The organism is Streptomyces verrucosisporus, from assembly GCF_017114865.1.
Classification (GTDB): Bacteria; Actinomycetota; Actinomycetes; order Streptomycetales; family Streptomycetaceae; genus Streptomyces; species Streptomyces fenghuangensis.
Genome location: NZ_JADEYH010000050.1, coordinates 1 through 17897, shown reverse-complemented (window position 1 = coordinate 17897; position 17897 = coordinate 1). Strand labels below are relative to the sequence as shown.

Here is a 17897-nt window from a genome sequence, read left to right as displayed (position 1 = left end):
CCTCGGTCACGTTCTCACTGGTCATCGATGCATCTTCCTTGATCAGGAGTTACACCGAACGTTTTACAGTCCCGCGGTCGACCCCGCACTCGCGGGGATGGTCCGTCCGCTGCCGTCATGAGCGCTGCGGCGTGGTCGTCGGCCCCGCGCCCGCGGGGATGGTCCGACCGACGAGGTCATACGCAGCATCGCGGCCAACCCCTACGGAACAAGCCGTGCGCTGGACCGCGAGGTCCCCTATGACCGGGTGATGGGCCTTCCTGACGGCTGGATCCGCTATGCGGTGCGCCCGTTGGAGGAGCCCGAGGTTCTCATCACCGACCTCGATTGGTACCGCGTGTAGTTCTGTGTCGAGCACGGGGTCGCAGCTCCGGCCATAGGCCCTGGTGCTGCGGTCAGGGGGATGCCAGGAACCCGGCTGCGCGTTCGTCGAGGTCGGCGGCACAGCGGAGGCTGCGGGCGCGGAACCGGCTGAGGTTTCGGCGCATGGTGGTGACCGCCTTGCGGGTGCGGGCGGACTGCACGCCGTCCATGTGGTCCATCGCCTGGTTCCAGGTGGCGCACGCCTGCTCGATCAGACCTTGCTTGAGCTGCATTTCGGCCTCGGCGACCAAGTCCAGGGCGACGATGCGGGCGTAGGTGCCGGCCGGGCGGGAGGCGGCGGCACGGGCGTACTGCGCGGCGGCCCGGTGGTGGTCGCCCAGGGACTCGAAGACCTTCGCGGTGCGCGAGTGCACCGACGCCTCTGGCGGTCCCCAGGCCAGCGCCCAGAACGGCACCTCGTCCCCCGCGTCCGCGCCGGAAGCCAGTAACGTGCGGGCGCGGTCGGCCTCGGCGAGGGCGGGCCGGGTCTGCCCGACCTTGGCCAGCGTGTGGGCGTAGACGACGCGGAAGAGCGCCTCGGTCTGGCCGTCCACGCGACCCTTGACGCGGTTCAGGCCCGTCTCGGCCAGGGCCAGGCAGTGCTCGGGACGGTGGAGCTTGAGGCCCTGCATGGCCATGGTGCGCATCACGAACCCGTCGTGCCCGATGACGGCCCGGTACTCCCGAAGCTACGGCGAAGTGACAAGTAGCTTTCTGTAATCAGAGTAACGCTCGGTCAGGGATAGCGGGGCGGGGTCCGGGGACTTCGCCGACCTGGAGGGTGGCAAAGTCGGCGTGGGCCTGCTCGACGGCCTCGGGGTACGCCTCGCGCTTGGCGTGCTCGGCGAGCGCCCGGTAGATGCTGGCCACGGAGGGGCTCTGTCCCTTGCGCTTGCCGGTGGGGATGATCAGGTCGGGCTGGATCTGCTCGACGGAATCGCCGTTTGCCCGGCGTCGGAGCACGGTGTGGAGCATGTCGTCGGTGATGACTGGGGGCCGGCCGCCGTGCTTGCCCTTGCGGGCTGCGGTGTCGAGCCCTTCGAGCGTGGACTCGCGGATGTTCTCCCGCTCGGTCTCCGCCATCGCGGCGAAGAACGCGAACAGCAGCTTGCCCGGGCCGGTCGGGTCGTAGATCCCGGGCAGGGGCCCAGCGAGCATCTCCAGGATGAGGCCGTGGGTGGTGAGGTGATCAGCGAGCGCGGTGAGTTCGGCGGCGTCGCGGCCGAGGCGCTTCATCTCGTACACCGTGAAGATGACGCGGCAGTGCGGGGCGTGCGCCTTGACCTCCCGCGCCGTCCGCAGCGCTTCCTCGAACCGGGGCCGGACCCGCACCCGGGTGCTGATCTTCTCGCTGAAGATTTTGTCCCTGGGGATGCCGTGCTTGCTGAGCGCGTCGAGCTGGGAGTCGAGTTCCTGCCCGAGTGTCGAGCATCGCGCGTAGCCGATGCGGATGTCCGCGCTCGGAAGGCCCGGGTCGATGGGCGCCGGGGGTGGGGTGCCAGGGCGCCACGGCCGGCCCGGGCCGCGGTCGGCCGGGGTCGGCACCCGCAGTGCCTTCTTCAGCCGGGGCACCATGGTGAAGCGGCGGGTGTGGTAAGCGGAGGCGACCGCGCCGCCGCGCGAGCGGCAGGGCGAGCCGGGCTGGGCGTCACACTTCGGACAGGCGTGCTGTTCGACGTCGTCGGCGTCCGACCGGTCGGTTGAGGAGGGCTGCTGAGGGTCCGTCATGGGCCCGTATTTTCGCACAATGCAACTCTCAGAAGGAGGTCAGTCCCGCTTTTGAGTAAGAACGGGTTCTGTGAACGAATCCGGGTGCGGCGGGAGTCCGTCGGCCGGTTGTTGATCTTGCTCGCGCAAAAGACCGTTTGTGAGAGTAACTGCACGTGCAGTTCGGTCCTTACCTGTCTTCGGTGAAGATCACTGCTGGCCGGCGGGCCTCATCCGGGCAACCTGCGGAGGGCCTCTGGCGGTGCTCCCCAGATCCATGGGAGTCGGTGGTTATCGTGCCTGGGGGAAGACGTTGCCCCTCTGAATCATGTAATGGCAAAGATGACTAATCAGACAGCATTTGCCTGGTGAGTATGGCCGAGGAGTCACTTGGGGCGCCGCGGTGGTTGAGTCAGCCTGGGTATGTGGGGCGAGGCACGATCTGCATCGTCCCAGGCCACCGTCCTGGTGCGCAGCTATGCGCTGTGCGACCGCATATGTGGAGGAGAACCCCTTGGCTGGAGCGAAAGACGGCGTCTTCGCTGAGAAGATATCTCCGTACCTGCGACAGAAGATGGCCGAGAGGGGGAGCAGTGCTGAACTCTCGTTCCTGGACCTTCAGTACGTCGCCGACCCCTCGGAGAATGTCAGCCGGGCTCACGAAGTCGCCCGGCACTACGAGTCCGAGCTGCACCCCACCTTTGAAGGCGAGGAGCTCAGGGGCGTCGAGAAGCTGTACCGCCGGACCCTGTTGGTCGAGCCCACCACCATCTGTGCCGCCCACTGCCGCTGGTGCATCCGCGGACAGTACGACACCAAGACTCTGAGCAACGACGATTTAGCACGTATCGCCCGCTACTGCGGCTTAGATCCGGAAAACTCCGACGTGCGTGAGGTGCTCATCACCGGAGGCGACCCTCTGATCCTCGTCGACCGGCTGGAGTTTCTCCTCGATGCGATCGAGCAGCACGCGCCCCAGGTCGAAGTCGTACGCATCGGCACCCGTGTGCCGCTGCAGGACCCCAAGCGCGTCAATGAACGCATGGTACGAGCCCTCCGCCGCCGTTCGACGTTCCGCGTGGAGATCGCCACCCACATCAACCACCCGGGCGAGCTGTTTCCCGAGGTCCGCGAGGCCTACGCCAAGCTGCAGGAAGCTGGTGCCCGCATCTATGACCAGACTGTCCTGCTCCGTGACGTGAATGACGACATCGATACTCTTGTCAGGCTCTACGACGAACTTCGGTACCTGGACATCGAAGCGCACTACCTGTTCCATTGCGTGCCCATCCGTGGCATGGACCACCACAGAACCTCAATCGCGCGAGGGCTTGACCTCTTCCGGCAGCTGACCGTGTCCGGGATGACCTCTGGACGGGCCAAGCCCCACTACGCACTCATGACGGACGTCGGCAAGGTCGCCCTCTATGAGGGCTCTCTCGTCGACCGGGACGGCAGCCGCGTGCTCGTGCAGACGGGCTACTCCTACAACGACAGGCTTCGCTGGGCGCCGGACTGGCAGCTGCCAGCCTCCGCGCGGGTGGACGACAACGGGCTCCTCCAAGTCTGGTACCTCGACAGCGATGGCGGGAAGGCGGAGGTCTGATGCCGCCGACACTGTGGCTGGGGAATGCCTGCACGGAGCACATGGTCGACCGAATGGACCTGCTCACAGAAGCGGACTACCGCGGCATCCTTTTCGCGATGAAGCGCCTGACCTGGCTGCTGAGAGATCACGACGTGCTCGTCATCCCCCGGCCTGTGACACAGGACTTCCTCGAGTACGTGACGCGCCACACGGGTACCGACCCTGCTACTCTCCGCGTGATTAGCCCCGACGCACCGTTACTCACACACCAGGAACTACGCACGTCGAAGGTGTCCGCGACACTCCAGGAACTGACGGCCGAGTCGCTGGACTATCAGCCCTACATACACGACCGCGGCGCGGTCACCTTCGCCCAGCACATCGGCCTGGACGACGCCAACGCGAGTAAGTCCTTCCTTGATGAAGGCGGCGCCGAGCTCCTCAACAGCAAGGTCGTCTTCCGGGCACTCGCAGCCAGCGCGGGCGTCCCTGTCCCGGCGGGCATGCCCTGCCGCACCAGTGGGGACTTGGTGCACGCTGTGAAACGACTGCTGCCACGCACCGGATCCGTGATCATGAAGCGTGACCGGGCCGTCGGAGGCCACGGCAATCTCGTCATCACCACGCACGAGGACGTCCACGCGGTGGGCGCCATGGAAACACTTCACGTCACGAACACCTGCGACCTGACCGAACTCGTTACGGCGGCGGGCCTCGCCGAGACCTTCGCCCCCATGGGGGAAGTCGTCGTGGAGGAGTTCCTTCCAGACTGCCGTTCCGTGTATGCCGAGGTGCGCTGCCCTCTGCCGCCGGAGGAGCCGCAGATCCTCAACACGGGCTCCCTGCGCACTGGCGAAGACCCACCTGTCCTCGCCGGGCTGGAACTACCCCTCACCGACGTTTCCGACGACGTGGGGAAGGTCTTCGCAGACGGCGCGCTCCGGCTCGCCCGGCTGATGCAGACCCTCGGCTACCAGGGCCTTGCGAGCATCGACGCGGTGATCTCGCCCGATGGCACCGTCCGATTCAACGAGGTCAATGCCAGGCTGGGCGGCAGCACCCACCTCGACGCCATCGCCACAGTGCTTCTCGGCAAGAACTGGGCCGACGACCATGTGCTTCTGAGCCGGTTCAGCGTCCCCGCACCGCCCTTCACCACGCTCGTCGACGGCTTGGCACGCAACGGTCTTGCCTGGGACAGGGCAGCGCGAGAGGGAGTGGTGATCGCCTCCGACGACACCGAGGCCAGCGGCACGGTCGAGTACGTCGTACTGGCGCCGACCTGGTCGCGGTGTCGGGCGCTGGAGGCAGAACTCCATGCTTACCTCGCCGAGAGCGTGCAGCTTGCCGACCGCTGAACAGACAAGGGAAGAACCACAAGATGTCCTACCGCGCCCTTGCCGGCAAGCAGACGGTTCTGTGGTCGTTCACCGTCGCAGCTGGCCGGCTACCGGTGGCGATGGCCCCGCTCGCGTTCGTCTTCCTCGCGAAGGAAGCATCCGGCGACTACGCCCGTGGCGCGGTGCTAGCCGCCGCGTACACAGTGGCCGAAGCCGTCGGCGCCCCGTTCCTCGGCGCACGCCTGCGGAACCGCCCCTACCGGCGCGAGATCGCTGGAGGGCTCCTCGCGAGCGCCGTGTTCTTCACCGGGCTCGCCGTCCTTCCTGATGCCCCGCTCACAGTCACCGTCATCATGGCGGCCGCCGCGGGAGCATCAGGGGCCGCTGTGCCCGGCGCGCTGCGAGCCATGGTGGCCGACCTGGTCCCGGCCAAGGACCTCAATTCAACGCTCAGCTGGGAATCCTCACTGAACATGGCTGTGTGGGCGGCGTCACCCGCCCTCGTCGCCAGCGCAGCTACCTGGTGGTCAGCCACAGTCCCGTTCTACACGGCTGCGGCATCTGCCACGGTGGCAGCGGGCTGCCTGTTCGCGCTGCCGGAGAAGACGGGGAGACCGGAGACCGGCGTGCGGCTGAAGGCTGTAGCGAGACGGCTCACCGCAGCTTGGCCGATCTATCTCACCAGCGCGGCTGCGATGTACTTGCTGGCCACCGTGGAACTGTCCCTCCCAGCGCTGCTTGAGCAGCGAGAACTTCCGGCTGCCGCCAGCGGGCCCCTGCTGACCGGGTTCGCCCTCGCCAGTATTGCCGGCGGGCTCGTGTACGGTCTGCGGGCCTGGCCAGGCAGTCCAGAACGGCACAGCACGATCTTCCTGCTGGCGACCGTTGCCTCAGCCGTTTCTGCCGCGGTGGTGCCCGTCCTGGGAGGCCTTGCGGTCGTGCTGCTGGCCGCAGGCATGTTCCAGGCCGTAGTCCTCATCGCGAGGAATCTCTCGCTGCAGCGAGCCCTACCTGCGGACCTGCACGCCGTCGGGTATTCACTCCAGTACGCAGGAAGCGGTGTGGGCTACGGCATCAGCGCGGGTGCGACCGGCGTTCTGCTCAACTGGACCAACCCCACCGCCACCATCCTCATCACCGCTGGCATCACGTTCCTTCTCACAGCTGGATCCATCCTCGGGAGGCACCGTCCCATGACCCAGGAAACCGAACGCGTGAGCAACGGGCCGCCGCAGAGGCTGTAGCCCAGCGAGTCCGTGCACTGGGGCCCGGCGCTCGCCATGCCCATCCCCTTCTCAACCTGCGGCCCGGCGCCTCACCCTGGTCAACGATCCAGGCGCCCGCCGGCGACGCCGGGCCTGCGGGTCTTCAGGGTGCCGAGTCGGTCGCATCCTTCGCCGCCGACCGGGCTGTTTCCACCTCGGACGAAGATCGGGGACCGGGTAGCGCGGCCGCTACGGCGGCGAGGGCGAGGTGGGAGTTCATGTCCAGTTCGAACCGGCCGTAGGGGTTCACGTGGGTCCAGAACAGTGGAGACAGGGCCCGCCGGTCGGCGTCGGTGAGCCGCTTCTGCCACTTCTCCTCGCTCAGGATGTCCTGAAGCAGCAGGGTGTTGACGTGCACCAACGCGGACTGGAGCAGGTGCAGCGCGAGCATCGAGACCTCCTGGGACTCCTTGTCGGAGCCGGTCAGATCGCCGTCCTTGCCGTAGAACAGGTCGTGGTTGGCGGAGTTCCAGTTCTCCACGACCTGGAGCCCGTCGTTGATCTCGCGCCGCAGGTCGGCATCGGCGAGGTAGTCGCAGATGAACGCCGTACGTACCGCGCGGCCCAGTTCCTCGATCGCCCGGTACGTCGGGTGCTTCGGCCCGCCGCGGGTGAAGCGCCGCAGGACCTGCTCGGCCTCCGCGGTGCCCAGGCGCAGGGCGGTGGTGTATTTCACGATCTGCTCGTACTGCTGGCGGATCAGGTCCCAGTCGATCGTCTTGGTCGACAGCACCGGTGCCAGGTGCGGCCACTTCTCGTCCTCCCCGGCCGCCGGCCGGTACAGGCGTGCCGAGCCGACGTTCTTCAGCCTGGGCAGCAGGTTGAAGCCGAGCATGTGGGCGAAGGCGAACCCGACGATGGAGGCGCCGTGCGTGTCGGTGTACTGCCGGTCGATCTCCACGTCCGTGCAGTGCCGCAGCACGCCCTCGATCATCGCGGCGACCTCGGAGGCCGAGCAGGACTTGAGCTGGCTGTAGACGCACAGCGACTTCCTCTCGACGTGCCAGTAGATCATCACCCCGGGCCCGCGGTACCGCTGGTGCCACTCGGTCATGAAGTTGCTCGACCAGGAGCCGAACTTCTTGGAGTCGCTCGCGCAGGCGGTGCCCTCGCCCCACCACGCCGCATCCCGGGCGGCGAAGGTGGCGTTGACCAGCCTCACCAGCGCCGCGCGCAGGTTGGTCCGGTTGACGAACAGGTGCCGTACCCGGCGCAGGACGGCCTCGCTCTCGCCGTGCTTGCCGGTGACAGCGACCCGCTTGATGCCCATGTTCGTGCCCAGCGCGAACAGCACCAACAGCAGCCGGCGGCGCAGTACCGCCTTCGGGACCGCCTCCCTGGTGGCGACCGAGGTGAATTCGCCGGTGAAGCCGGTGGCGAACTCGGCCTCCTTAAGGATGTCGATCAGGTCGATGGTGCCCCAGCGGCGTTCGATCTCCGCCTTCAGCGCGACGAGGTTCTCCGGCTCCTCCTGCTTGCCCAGCGGCGAGACCTTGATCCACGGCTCACCGTGCCGGCGGACGATGTCCACCCCGCCCGTGGTGCCCAGCTCCAGCGCGGTGTCGAAGCGGGCCAGGGCCTCGCGCAGCCTCTTCTCCAGGGCCTCGATGAACTTCTCCGGGTCCTGCGGCTGGCGGATCGCGTCGTAGTGCACATCGCGGTTGTCCTCGAAGTCCGGCGGCAGATCGTCCTCCGGGTTCTGCCACCGGTTCGCGCCCGGCACCCAGATCTCGCGGCGCCGCAGCGCGTCCCGCAGCGCCACGAGCACGCACAGCTCGTACGGGATGCGCTCGACCCGGCCGCGCTCATCCACGACCGCCTTGCGCCACTCCTCGCGCACCACCCCGGCCAGCGGGATCTTCTCCGCCTCGTCGAAGAACGCGCCCTCCTTCGCGATGGGCTGGTCCAGGTACCGCTTGAGCAGGTCGATGGCGTCCATCACCGGCCGGTAGGCGGTGTTGTTGCACTTACTGAGGTTGAACTCGTGGTGTCGTAAGGGTTCATCCGGGTCGGATGGTCAGGCCGGTCTCGGTGAGGCAGCCGTCGATGAGGTCGCTGCGGTACTGGATGTGGCGCAGTCCCCGCCGGATGCGGTGGATGAGGTGTTCGGGGGTGGTGAAGGCGGTGTTGGACAGCCAGCCGCGCCGCAGCAGGGACCAGATCCCTTCGACCGGGTTGAGGTCGGGCGCGTAGGGCGGCAGGTGGAAGATGGTCAGCCACTCGTGCCTCTCGGCGAACTCGCGCAGCCCGGCGGCTTTGTGCACGTTGAGGTTGTCCCAGACCAGGACGATGGGGCCGCCGAGCTGCTGGTGGGCGGCGGTCAGCAGGTCGCGGTAGTCGGTCCAGGCGAAGCTCTTGCGCCCGTCGCGGCGGCCGTCGTCGCGGCGGGGCCGGTAGATCAGCCGGGACCGGTGGTCGGGTTTGTAGCAGGTCAGGGCCGCGATCGAGACCCGTCTGCGGGAGCGGCCGCGGACCCGCACCACCGGGGTGTGTCCGCGCCGGGACCAGGTTCTGGCGTGCGGCGGCGTCATGGAGAGGCTCTGCCAAGATTTCCGTGAAGCAGTGACGGAGCGTTACGAGAGAAGGACTCGTTTGCGTAAGAGTGGGAGCGAGGCCCGTCCGTACATCTGTCGCTTGAGCATCTTGATCCGGTTGACGTGACCTTCGACGGGGCCGCTGCTCCAGGGCAGGGTGAGGCCGGCCAGGACGGCGTCCCAGTCGCGTTCGAGTCCGTCGGCGAAGGCCTGCAACGGGGGTAGGTCGCCGGCGCGGACCGCGCAAATCCAGGCAGAAAGATCGGTGCCGGTGCGGTCGCAGATCATGCGGGCGAAGGCATGAACGTGGTTTCGGAGCGCGGCCATCTGCGGGCAGCGGGAGAGAACGTCGTCGAGCTGCTGTTCCTCCTCGGCTCGCAGGTGACCGGGGTGACGAGTGATCCAGTTGGTGATGTCCTGGGGTTTCGGCGGTGGTGCGGGTGCCGCCTTCGCGGTGTCACGCAGTGGGCGCAAGAAGCGGCGGACGGCTTGGGGCGTGCGGCCCGGGTAGCCCTGGGCCTGAATCTCGCGGAAGAGGGTGGAGGCGTTGGTGCAGCCCTGGTTCCAGCGACTGATCAGATAGGGCCGCCAGGCGTCCAGCCGGGTGGTGCGGATGGCGCGGTCGGCGAGGGCCTCGGGGTTCTCGCAGCGTGCGTAGCGGCGTGCGGTGTGGCGGGCCAGTCCGAGTTCACGTCCGATCGCGCTGATCGTCCACCCCTGGGCCAGCAGGTCCTGGACGGCCCGGTAGCGCTCCCGGGTGCGGGTGACCAGCCACTTCTCGGCACCGGTGTCCGGGTTGAGGGCGGGGTCGGGCACCGTTGCCGATACGTGCTCGGGCTGCTCCGGTGGCGGCGGTGTCAGACAGGACCGGTGGGCGATCACGGTGCGTTGGACCGTGTGGGCCAGGTTGTCCCACAGGTGAGCTGCCCCGAGTTTCGTGGAGTCCGCGATCGTGTGATCAAGCGGTCTGCGGGACTTCCTCCAGGTGCGCCCAGTGTGCCTGCTCGTACTCGTCGGGCGGCACGTAGCCCAGGGCGGAGTGGAGTCGTTCACCGTTGTACCACGCGACCCACTGGAAGACGGCCCGCTCGACCTGGTCGAAGTCCCGCCATGGCCCCTGATGTTCGATCAGTTCGGCCTTGAACGTGCCGTTGAGGGCCTCGGCCATCGCGTTGTCATAACTGTCCGCGACGGACCCGACCGACGCCGAGGCACCGACCTCGGCGAGACGTTCCGTGTACCGAATGGACACGTACTGCGACCCTCTGTCGCTGTGGTGGATGAGCCCGGCGTCCTTCTTGATCCTCTGCCGCCACAGCGCCATCTCCAGCGCGTCCAGCGGCAGGTCCGTGCGCAGGTGCGTGGCGGCCTGCCAGCCCACGATCCGGCGTGAGTACGCGTCCAGGACGAACGCGACGTAGACCCACCCTGACCAGGTGCGGATGTAGGTCAGGTCGGCCAGCCACAGCTGGTTGGGCCGCTCGGCGGTGAAGCGGCGGTTGACCAGGTCCAGCGGGCGCGGCGCGGCCGGCTCGGGGACCGTGGTGCGGCGGCGCTGCCCGCGGATGACGCCCTCGATGCCGAGCTCGCCCATCAGCCGCTCGACCGTGCAGCGGGCCACCGTGTGGCCGGCGCGGACCAGGGCGCGGGTGACGCGGCGTGCGCCGTAGGTGCGGCCGGAGTCCTCCCACGCGGCTGTGACCAGCGGGATCAGTTCTTCGTCGCGCAGGCGTCGGGCCGACTTCGGGCGCGTCTTGCGCGCGAAGTACGTCGACGGCGACAGGTCCAGCACCCGGCAGACGGGATCGACCCCGAGGCCCTTGTCGCGCAGGTGGTCGATCACCTGCTCGGCCTCGTCCGGGGACGGTCGATCTCCTGGGCAAAAAACACCGAGGCGGCCTTCAGGATCTCGTTGGCCCGCCTCAACTCGGCGCTCCCCTTGCGGAGTTCCTTCAACTCGTCGCGCTCGGCAGTCGTCAGCCGGTCGTCACGCTCACCGGCGTCCGCCTCGGCCTGGCGGACCCAGGACCGCAGCGCTTCCTTATAGATGCCGAGGCCGCGAGCGACGTGGGCCACAGGACGGCCAGTCGAGCGGACCTCACGCACCCCACGCTCACGCAGCTCATCAGGATATTTACGGGGTGCCGGCATTGCTCGTGGTTCTCCCCACGCCTGGAAGCGTAACCCAGACTTCAGGGACTCCACGAAGATCAGTACAGCTCAGCGTTGGCGGAGCTGGCCAAGGCTCTGGCCGCGGACGCTGTGGCGGCGACCAGGGACCGTTCGTCGCCGAGGTCGTTGGCGAAGGCTTGGCGGCGCTGGGCGCTCCAGGTGGAGGCGCCCGAGTCCCAGGCCTCGGCGAGGGGGATGAGGTGGTCGATGTCCAGGCCGCGGGGGCCGGGCTAGGCTCTGCCGTTCCATCACATGAGGAAACCACCAGCGAGGACCCGCTCCGACAGGAGGAGACCGTCGTGGTTCTCGTCGGTACCACGATAGCGACGTTCAACATGCTGGACGTGGACGGCAGCGCGTCCTTTCCTCCTGATCTGATCGATATCCAGGTCGATCGGCTGGAGAGAGCACAGCGCCGTTGAGAGAAGAGGCCAGAGCTGTTGTGAAGACGGCGGCCGAAGCAGCGGGGTCGCAGGAGGGGCACCGGGGGCGAGTGGCGGGGACGACTGGTACGCCGACGGTGCGGACGCCGATACCGAGATCGCCGGGGCCGGCACGTACGGGCCGGGGTGACCGCTGCGTCGTGCGCGGGCACGGAGCGGGAGCGTTGCGCCGCCAGCCGGGGTGCGGAGGCGGTTGGCCGTGATGGGTGCCGGGCGGTTGAATGCCGGGGTGGTGGACTGGACGCGGGTGCATGACTCCCACGGGACCGCCGACCGCATACCCGGGCTTCCGGATCGGGCGGAGCGCGGAGGCGGGGAAGAGGTGTGGGAGGAGTTGTGGGATCGGTTGTGTCTCCACGGCGAGACGTGTTTCCCGCGAGCTTCGCCGCCCTGCCGCGCCTGGTGGAGCTCGCCCGCACCCGTGCGCGGGCGCTGGAGCTGGCCGGGGCGATCGTGCGCGGCGCCGCACACGATCACGGGGGTGACGCGTTGCTCGCCGACTGCACGGCGGCGGTCACGGAGCTGCGGGAGCTGGTGGACCACCGCCTGCGCACCCGGCCCGACGACTGGCTCCGAAGCTTCCGCGACCTGCTTGCGACCGCCGGGCAGTACCACTGGAGCGCCGTCCTGGAGGACTTCGCGGACGACTTCTACCCCCTGCCCTGCCCGCACTGCGCCGGAGAGGTGACCGTCGCCATCGGGGCCCACGGGTGCTACGCGGCGATCCGGGACTGGTACCGGGGCGATGTGGAGCGGCGCCCCCTGCGGTCGGCCTCCCCCGCGGAGCTTCGCGGGGTGGGGCGGTGGATGTACGACACGGCCACCCGCGACGGGCAGGCGGACATCGCCTGGGGGATCACTTACCTGTTCGGCCGGGCCCAGTGCCCGCACTGCGCGGCGGTGTTCACGGTCGCCGAGGAGTACACCGCCGCCAACCTCCCGCCCTGCCCTGGGCGGTAGCGGACCCGGACGGGCCGTACAGCGGGTGAGCGCCGGGGGAACCGCCCGTGCGTATCCGGTGCTCTTCACTCTTCGAGGCGGGCGGCGGCCAGGACACCACCAGGGTGCCTGTCATCTGGGTCACCCATAGCAGGTGGGCCGACCAGGAAGGGAAGGGCGCCTGCCGTATCCGGTCTGCTGGGAGGGTTCATGCTGACGGCAGTGTTCCGCGGCCACACAGGGTATGTGGTTCTCTCACTCGTAGTGGTGCTGGTCGCGGGATCGGTGTGCTATCTGGCCTCTTTGAAACTGGCGTGGAGAAGACCGTGGTCGTGTGCGGCGCTGGGCTGTGCGGTGGCGGCCGAGCTGTGTCTGACGCTGTGGTCCACCGGCAGTGGGATGGCGGGCCGGTGTGTCGTCAACCGTGACCTGGCCGAGCCGTTCCTTACCGCCCAGGGATGGTGGAACGCGGTGATGTTTTTTCCCGTCGGGCTGTTCGGGATGCTGGCGGTGCGCAGGCCGGTACCGGTTTTGGCCGGGGTGGTGAGCTTGACGGTGGCCACCGAGATAGCCCAGGGGGTGCTTCCGGTAGGCCGGGGCTGTGACACCGCCGATGTGGAGATGAACACGGTCGGGGGGCTGCTGGGGCTGGCGGCCGGCCGGCTCTTCCTGCGGACGCTCCGGTGGCCGGTGCGCCCCTGGCGAGCGAGCGCCTCCGGGGCGGTCGCGGTCCTTGCCTGCGTGGTACTGGTGTCGGCTGTCGTGTGGGGGTTGCGGATCACCGCGATCGTCGTCGATGCCACCTCGCTGCGGTTCGCCACCGCTGCGCAGCAGGCGGCTGCCGAGCAGGCGGTGCAGCATGCCTTCGGGGACCGCTACACCGTGGCGAACGTCCAGTCGAGTCCGGACTTCGGGCAGTTGTTCATCGCGCTGGACGGCGGGGTCGCCTCGCTGTCATGGCCGGATGCGCGTCGGTTCTCCGCCAGCCTGGTTGCCACGCCCACCGACCACCGCTGGGCCTTCCCCGTTCCGGGAGCCGATGCCCCGCCGCAGGACGCCTCCGATGCGCTGGCCATCGCGCGCCGCTACGCCGCCGACCACTACGCGTGGGCGCTGCGCGGATCCGAGGCCGAGGTGAGCGCGGTCGACGCGGACAAAGGGCCGGGTTGGCTGGTCAGCTGGCGTCGTGTGCGCGGTGGCATCGTCATGCCGATGCGCCTGGATGTGCAGGTCGCCCCCTCCGGGCGCATTACCGAACTGTCCGCCTACAGGATGACGGACCCCGGGAAGCTTCCGGATGCGACAGTCAGCGCGCAGGACGCCGAGCGTGCCCTGCGCACCCACCTCACACAGGCCTCGTCCGAGCCGGAGGCATTAGCTGTTGATGTGCACGACCTGACCGCCGTGGAACGCGAGGGGAGGTGGCGGGTGGAGTGGATCGCCACCGTTGAGCCGATCAACGCCTACTTCGCCGTCGACGCATCGACCGGGACGGTGCATGAGAACGTCGATGCCCAGCCCGGGGCTGGTTGACATGTCGAGCAGTACCACCGGCCCCCAGCCCTGGGTACACGGGGCGCCGAGCCGGATGGCGGCGCGGGCAGCGGCATGGGGCAGGCAAGGTTACCGGGGCAGACCCTGGCCGTGGCCCTGGCCGGGCAGGACGGTCCCGTTCGGGGTGGTGCGGTCGTCGTGCTGCTCGGCCGGCACCGCACCGTCTTGCGGTCGTGGTGAGAAGCGCCTGGCCGACCGGATGGTCAGCGCAGGCGGCCGAGGTGGATCACATGGACGCGGACCTGGCGGTCGCTGATCTCGTACATCACCCGGTAGGCCCCGACGTGGATGCGCAGCACATCGCTGCTGCCGAAGGCGCCCTGGGGTCGGGGGTTGCCGGCGAGGTGGTCGACGGCGGTGAAGACCTGCCTCACCCCGTCGGGGTCGTCCTTGGCGAGCCGCTCCGCCTGGACCAGGGCCTCGGGCTCCCAGACGACCTCATATCTCACGCCTGGTCCTGGCCGAAGACGCGGCGGTAGGCCTCCTCGTGCGGGACGCCGGTGTCCTCGCCGCGGGCCTGGCGGGCGCGGTGGGCGGCCAGCGCCCGCAGCTCCTGCAGTTCCAGGGCATCGGCGGGGCTGACCAGCATCGCGACGGTCTGCCCGTGGTCGGTGATGGCGACCGGCTCGCGGGTGGCGCTGACCTCGCGCGCGATGGCACCGAGCCGGGCACGGGCCTCCACGATCGAGTAAGTGATCTCCGTCATGCACACCACCTTACGCAAGTGTGCACATGATGACACTTTCTCTGGCCGTACCGTGTCCGGGAAGGTCCGGCCGTGCACCCAGGTGTCATCCGAGGCGGGAAGGAGTCATCCGGACGTGCCGGACTGCTCGGCTTTCAGGTCGTCCTCGGTGAAGGCCACGGCCTCACGGCCCACCCCCAGCGCGCCGAGCAGGAGCTCCAGCGCGCCTTCGACGTCCTGGTGGTGCCGGTCGACCCACACGAAGGTGCAACCCTTGCCCGGCACCCAGGTGAAGGCGAACTCGGTGCGCCGCAGGCGGAACAGGGCCACATCCACCGGGCCCGGGTCCTCCCAGGTGTGCTCCACTTCCAGCCGCAGCCGGGCCGCCAGCGCCTCCAGCGGCGGCCTCAGCCCGGCCACCAGCCGGTAGAGGGTGGAGGCGGCCTGCCACAGACTGTGCTGGAATGCGGGGTTCTTGCCCACGTGGTACGGCGGAACGGTCGCGGGCTGCCAGTCCGGCTCCGGCTCCGGCACCCGGACCACACCCGCGCCAGGCGCGGCCGCAGGCTCCCCTCCCCCACCGGATGCCGAGGGAGCGGCGTCCCGGTGCGGAACCTGCTGGGCGGCGTGCCACTGGTCGGCCAGGCACTGCCTCCAGCCCGCCGGAGGCGGCCAGGGCACACCCCAGGCGGCAAGCTGATCACGAGCCCAGCCGCCCGCCGGAGTACGCGCGGCCTCGACCTCGTCCGGAGAAGGAATCATCACCCGCTCCATGATGGGCCAGAGTTGGGCTTCCAGACCACCGGTTTCAGACGCGATGACCGCCTACGCCTACCTTCAGGCCGTCAGCCAGCAGGTGAAGGCGACCACCGGCCAGGCGGCTCGCCCCAGCACTGCCGCATACCAACACCCACCGAACACGAACCCTGCACAGCGCAGACGACACGACCTGATCACCACCGCCCGCCACCCGACAAAGCGGTGGTGGTGCCAGGCCTGCGCCGTCCAGCCCCTCGGGGGTGATGCGGGCGGCCCGGGCCCTCGGCCGGGCGGGAGACGGGAGTGCCGGCGCCGGTCTCCGCGCGCACTCGGTCAGGGCATGTCCCCACACCAGTCCCACCGGTGCGCATCACCCGGGCGGGGCTGGTAGACGGCGCGGCCACCGGGCCCGAACGCGCCGATCTCGGTGGCCAGCACCACGCCCCGGCCCAGCCGTTCCCCGTCCCAGCCGGTGACGTCGAGCAGCAGGCCGTGCAGCGGCCCGTCCACCAGCTCCCGGTAGGCATGGCCCGCCCCGGGGCCGGGATGGGGATCGTCGTGGTCGGCGCCGTAGACCCGGCCGCGCATGAATTCCTCCGCGTCCATGCCCGGCAGCATCCCACCCGGCACCGACACCGCCACACCACAGCGAGGGCTGGGCGAGGGGGTCCATGGGTGTCGGAGGGCGCCTGCGGTTCCTTGGGAGGGGGTGAGGGCGGTGGGGGCCGTGCCCGCACCGCGCGGTCAGCGTACGGCCCCAGGGCCTGGCGGCGGGCCAGGACCGCCCACGCCTCGTCCGCCCGGCCGGGCACGGCCCGGCCGTAGCTGCGGCCGGGACGGTCAGGACGCGGCGGGGACCACCGCGTCGAGGCCTCGGGCAGCGACGAGTTGTGCGCTGCCGTTGGCCAGGCGGTAGGACAGCCCCACCACGGCGAGGCGGCCCTCGGCCACCGCCTCGGCCAGGGTCCGGGAGCGTTCAAGCAGCAGGTCCACGGTGTTCTCGATGTGCTCGGCGAGGATCTCCTCGGCCGCCTCGCGTCCGGCGGCGCGGGCTGCGAGCACGCTGGGGGTCACCCGTTCGACGACGTCGCGGACGAAGCCGCCCGGCGTCTGTCCGTTCTCCAGGGCGGAGCAGGCTGCGGCGACGGCGCCGCACGAGTCGTGGCCGAGGACGACGACCAGGGGCGCCTTGAGGACGCTCACGCCGAACTCGATGGAGCCGAGGACTTCCGTACCGGCGACGTGGCCGGCGGTGCGGACGACGAACAGGTCGCCCAGGCCGCGGTCGAAGATGATCTCGGCTGCGAGCCGGGAGTCGGAGCACCCGAACAGCACGGCGAAGGGCTGCTGGGACGGTGCGGTCTCGGTGCGGCGGGTAGCGTCCTGGTTCGGGTGCTCGGGGGTGCCGGAGACGAAGCGCTGGTTGCCGGCCATGAGCAGTTCGAAGGCGTCGCGGGGCGTCTGGGTCTCAGTCATGGCCGCAGCCTACGAGGCGACACCAGCCCTCGCTGTGACCGGTCCCGCCGGAAGGCGCCGGGTCGGGTGACGATGCCGGACCCGGCATGCCCCCCAGGCGCGCCGGGCGAGAGCGCCCTCGAGGCAGAACCGCAGCGCGCGGCGCAGTTGCCCGGCCCCGTAAGGGTCCTTAGAATTCATCTCATTTGGTGAGTCGTCGGTAGCAGATGAGGGTGCAGGCGATGCTGGTGAAGGCGAGGAAGTGTTCGGCCTTGCGCTCGTAGCGGCGGTGGAGGCGCCGGCAGCCGGCGAGCCAGGCCATGGTGCGTTCGATGGCCCAGCGGTGTCGGCCCAGCCGCTGCGAGGTCTCGATGCCCTTACGGGCGATGCGGTGGCGGATGCCCCGTTGGGACAGCCATCGCCGCAGGTGGGCGTAGTCGTAGCCCTTGTCCGCGTGGAGCTTGCCGGGCCTGCGACGGCGCGGCCCTCGGTGGGAGCGGATCGGGGGTATGCCCTGCACCAGCGGGATCAGGGCCTGGCTGTCGTGGGTGTTGGCGCCGGAGACGCCGACGGACAGGGGCAGACCGGTCCGCTCGGTGATCAGGTGGATCTTCGACCCGTACTTGCCCCGGTCGACAGGATTCGGACCGGTCAGGTCCCCCTTTTCAGCGCTCGCATGTTCACCGAGTCGATCGCGCACCGCGACCAGTCCAGCTCGCCTCGGGCGCCGAGTTCGTCCAGGACCAGGCGGTGCAGCTTGGCCCACACCCGGGCCTTCGTCCACTCGGTGAACCGGCGGTGGGCCGTGGCCCCGGACGGCCCGAACGATGCGGTGGGCAGCTGCTGCCAGGTACACCCCGACGTCGCCACGAAGATGATCGCGGCCAGCACCTCCCGGTCGCCGTGCCGGCGACGGCCGCCGCCCTGCGGCCGCGACGGCGCCTCCGGCACCACCCGCTGGAACAGCTCCCACAACTCATCCGGCACCAGCCGCTCAACGATCCCTGCCACGACCAAGAGCCTACCCAGCCAAATGAGATGGCTTCTTAGTAGCTGTTGTCTTTCCGAGCCTGGTCGTCTTGTTTCCGCTGGC

The 17897-nt window shown here is 69.2% G+C and carries 16 protein-coding genes and 3 pseudogenes; 6 read left to right on the top strand and 13 right to left on the bottom strand.

Going from position 1 to position 17897, the window contains the following annotated elements; all coding sequences use genetic code 11:
* Positions 1-395: 395 nt before the first annotated feature.
* Positions 396-1013: an NsdA family TPR-like regulatory protein gene (locus tag IQ279_RS26955; RefSeq protein WP_206351941.1), complete on the bottom strand. Its 618-nt coding sequence runs from the start codon at positions 1011-1013 to the stop codon at positions 396-398.
* Positions 1014-1083: 70 nt separating this feature from the next.
* Positions 1084-2091 carry a recombinase family protein gene (locus IQ279_RS26950; RefSeq protein ID WP_206351940.1) on the bottom strand — a complete coding sequence of 336 codons (1008 nt, stop codon included), beginning with the start codon at positions 2089-2091 and terminating at the stop codon, positions 1084-1086.
* A 478-nt stretch (positions 2092-2569) separates the two neighbouring features.
* On the opposite strand from IQ279_RS26950, the gene IQ279_RS26945 reads away from it, so the two are divergent.
* From IQ279_RS26945 to IQ279_RS26935, 3 genes are read left to right on the top strand one after another with little or no spacing between them, the layout of a single operon-like run.
* Complete coding sequence (locus tag IQ279_RS26945; protein WP_206351939.1) at positions 2570-3676, top strand: radical SAM protein; 1107 nt, start codon at positions 2570-2572, stop codon at positions 3674-3676.
* Positions 3677-3729: 53 nt separating this feature from the next.
* Positions 3730-5016: a preATP grasp domain-containing protein gene (locus tag IQ279_RS26940; protein ID WP_241028825.1), complete on the top strand. Its 1287-nt coding sequence runs from the start codon at positions 3730-3732 to the stop codon at positions 5014-5016.
* A gap of 23 nt (positions 5017-5039) precedes the next feature.
* Positions 5040-6242, top strand: coding sequence for an MFS transporter (locus IQ279_RS26935; protein WP_206351937.1), 1203 nt, complete (start codon positions 5040-5042; stop codon positions 6240-6242).
* 124 nt (positions 6243-6366) lie between these two features.
* On the opposite strand, the pseudogene IQ279_RS26930 reads toward IQ279_RS26935, so the two are convergent.
* The 5 genes and pseudogenes from IQ279_RS26930 to IQ279_RS28380 all read right to left on the bottom strand — a co-directional run.
* Positions 6367-8214 (bottom strand): annotated as a pseudogene (locus IQ279_RS26930) (Tn3 family transposase); the annotation flags it as partial.
* Between the two features lie 49 nt (positions 8215-8263).
* Positions 8264-8797 (bottom strand): annotated as a pseudogene (locus IQ279_RS26925) (transposase); the annotation flags it as partial.
* Positions 8798-8836: 39 nt separating this feature from the next.
* Positions 8837-9613: a transposase gene (locus tag IQ279_RS26920; protein ID WP_206351934.1), complete on the bottom strand. Its 777-nt coding sequence runs from the start codon at positions 9611-9613 to the stop codon at positions 8837-8839.
* A gap of 142 nt (positions 9614-9755) precedes the next feature.
* A protein-coding gene (locus tag IQ279_RS26915) for an IS3 family transposase (RefSeq protein WP_206351933.1) occupies positions 9756-10948 on the bottom strand; the annotation gives its coding sequence in 2 pieces (ribosomal slippage) (positions 9756-10684 and positions 10684-10948; 1194 coding nt in all).
* 86 nt (positions 10949-11034) lie between these two features.
* Positions 11035-11196, bottom strand: a pseudogene (locus IQ279_RS28380) (HNH endonuclease); the annotation flags it as partial.
* On the opposite strand from IQ279_RS28380, the gene IQ279_RS26910 reads away from it, so the two are divergent.
* From IQ279_RS26910 to IQ279_RS26900, 3 genes are all read left to right on the top strand, one after another.
* Complete coding sequence (locus tag IQ279_RS26910; RefSeq protein WP_206351932.1) at positions 11170-11391, top strand: hypothetical protein; 222 nt, start codon at positions 11170-11172, stop codon at positions 11389-11391. The pseudogene IQ279_RS28380 and the gene IQ279_RS26910 overlap by 27 nt on opposite strands.
* Before the next feature lie 387 nt (positions 11392-11778).
* Complete coding sequence (locus IQ279_RS26905; RefSeq protein WP_206351931.1) at positions 11779-12372, top strand: hypothetical protein; 594 nt, start codon at positions 11779-11781, stop codon at positions 12370-12372.
* A 189-nt stretch (positions 12373-12561) separates the two neighbouring features.
* The gene (locus tag IQ279_RS26900; RefSeq protein WP_206351930.1) at positions 12562-13884 is read left to right on the top strand and encodes a VanZ family protein; all 1323 of its coding nucleotides are present in this window, start codon (positions 12562-12564) and stop codon (positions 13882-13884) included.
* Between the two features lie 224 nt (positions 13885-14108).
* Here IQ279_RS26900 and IQ279_RS26895 read toward each other — a convergent pair whose 3' ends face one another.
* From IQ279_RS26895 to IQ279_RS26870, 6 genes are all read right to left on the bottom strand, one after another.
* Complete coding sequence (locus tag IQ279_RS26895; protein ID WP_206351929.1) at positions 14109-14354, bottom strand: type II toxin-antitoxin system RelE family toxin; 246 nt, start codon at positions 14352-14354, stop codon at positions 14109-14111.
* Positions 14351-14611: a type II toxin-antitoxin system Phd/YefM family antitoxin gene (locus IQ279_RS26890; RefSeq protein ID WP_206351928.1), complete on the bottom strand. Its 261-nt coding sequence runs from the start codon at positions 14609-14611 to the stop codon at positions 14351-14353. Before IQ279_RS26890 ends, IQ279_RS26895 begins: the two co-directional genes overlap by 4 nt.
* Positions 14612-14716: 105 nt before the next feature.
* Positions 14717-15352 (bottom strand): hypothetical protein, encoded by a 636-nt coding sequence (locus IQ279_RS26885; protein ID WP_206351927.1) that lies wholly within the window; start codon positions 15350-15352, stop codon positions 14717-14719.
* A 330-nt stretch (positions 15353-15682) separates the two neighbouring features.
* Positions 15683-15955 (bottom strand): hypothetical protein, encoded by a 273-nt coding sequence (locus IQ279_RS26880; protein ID WP_206351926.1) that lies wholly within the window; start codon positions 15953-15955, stop codon positions 15683-15685.
* A gap of 234 nt (positions 15956-16189) precedes the next feature.
* Positions 16190-16825 (bottom strand): carbonic anhydrase, encoded by a 636-nt coding sequence (locus IQ279_RS26875; protein ID WP_206351925.1) that lies wholly within the window; start codon positions 16823-16825, stop codon positions 16190-16192.
* Between the two features lie 181 nt (positions 16826-17006).
* Positions 17007-17806, bottom strand: a protein-coding gene (locus IQ279_RS26870; RefSeq protein ID WP_307792557.1) for an IS5 family transposase whose coding sequence is annotated in 2 segments (ribosomal slippage) — positions 17007-17468 and positions 17471-17806 — 798 coding nt in all. Because the reading frame shifts where the segments join, the coding sequence is not laid out codon by codon here.
* Positions 17807-17897: the final 91 nt, after the last annotated feature.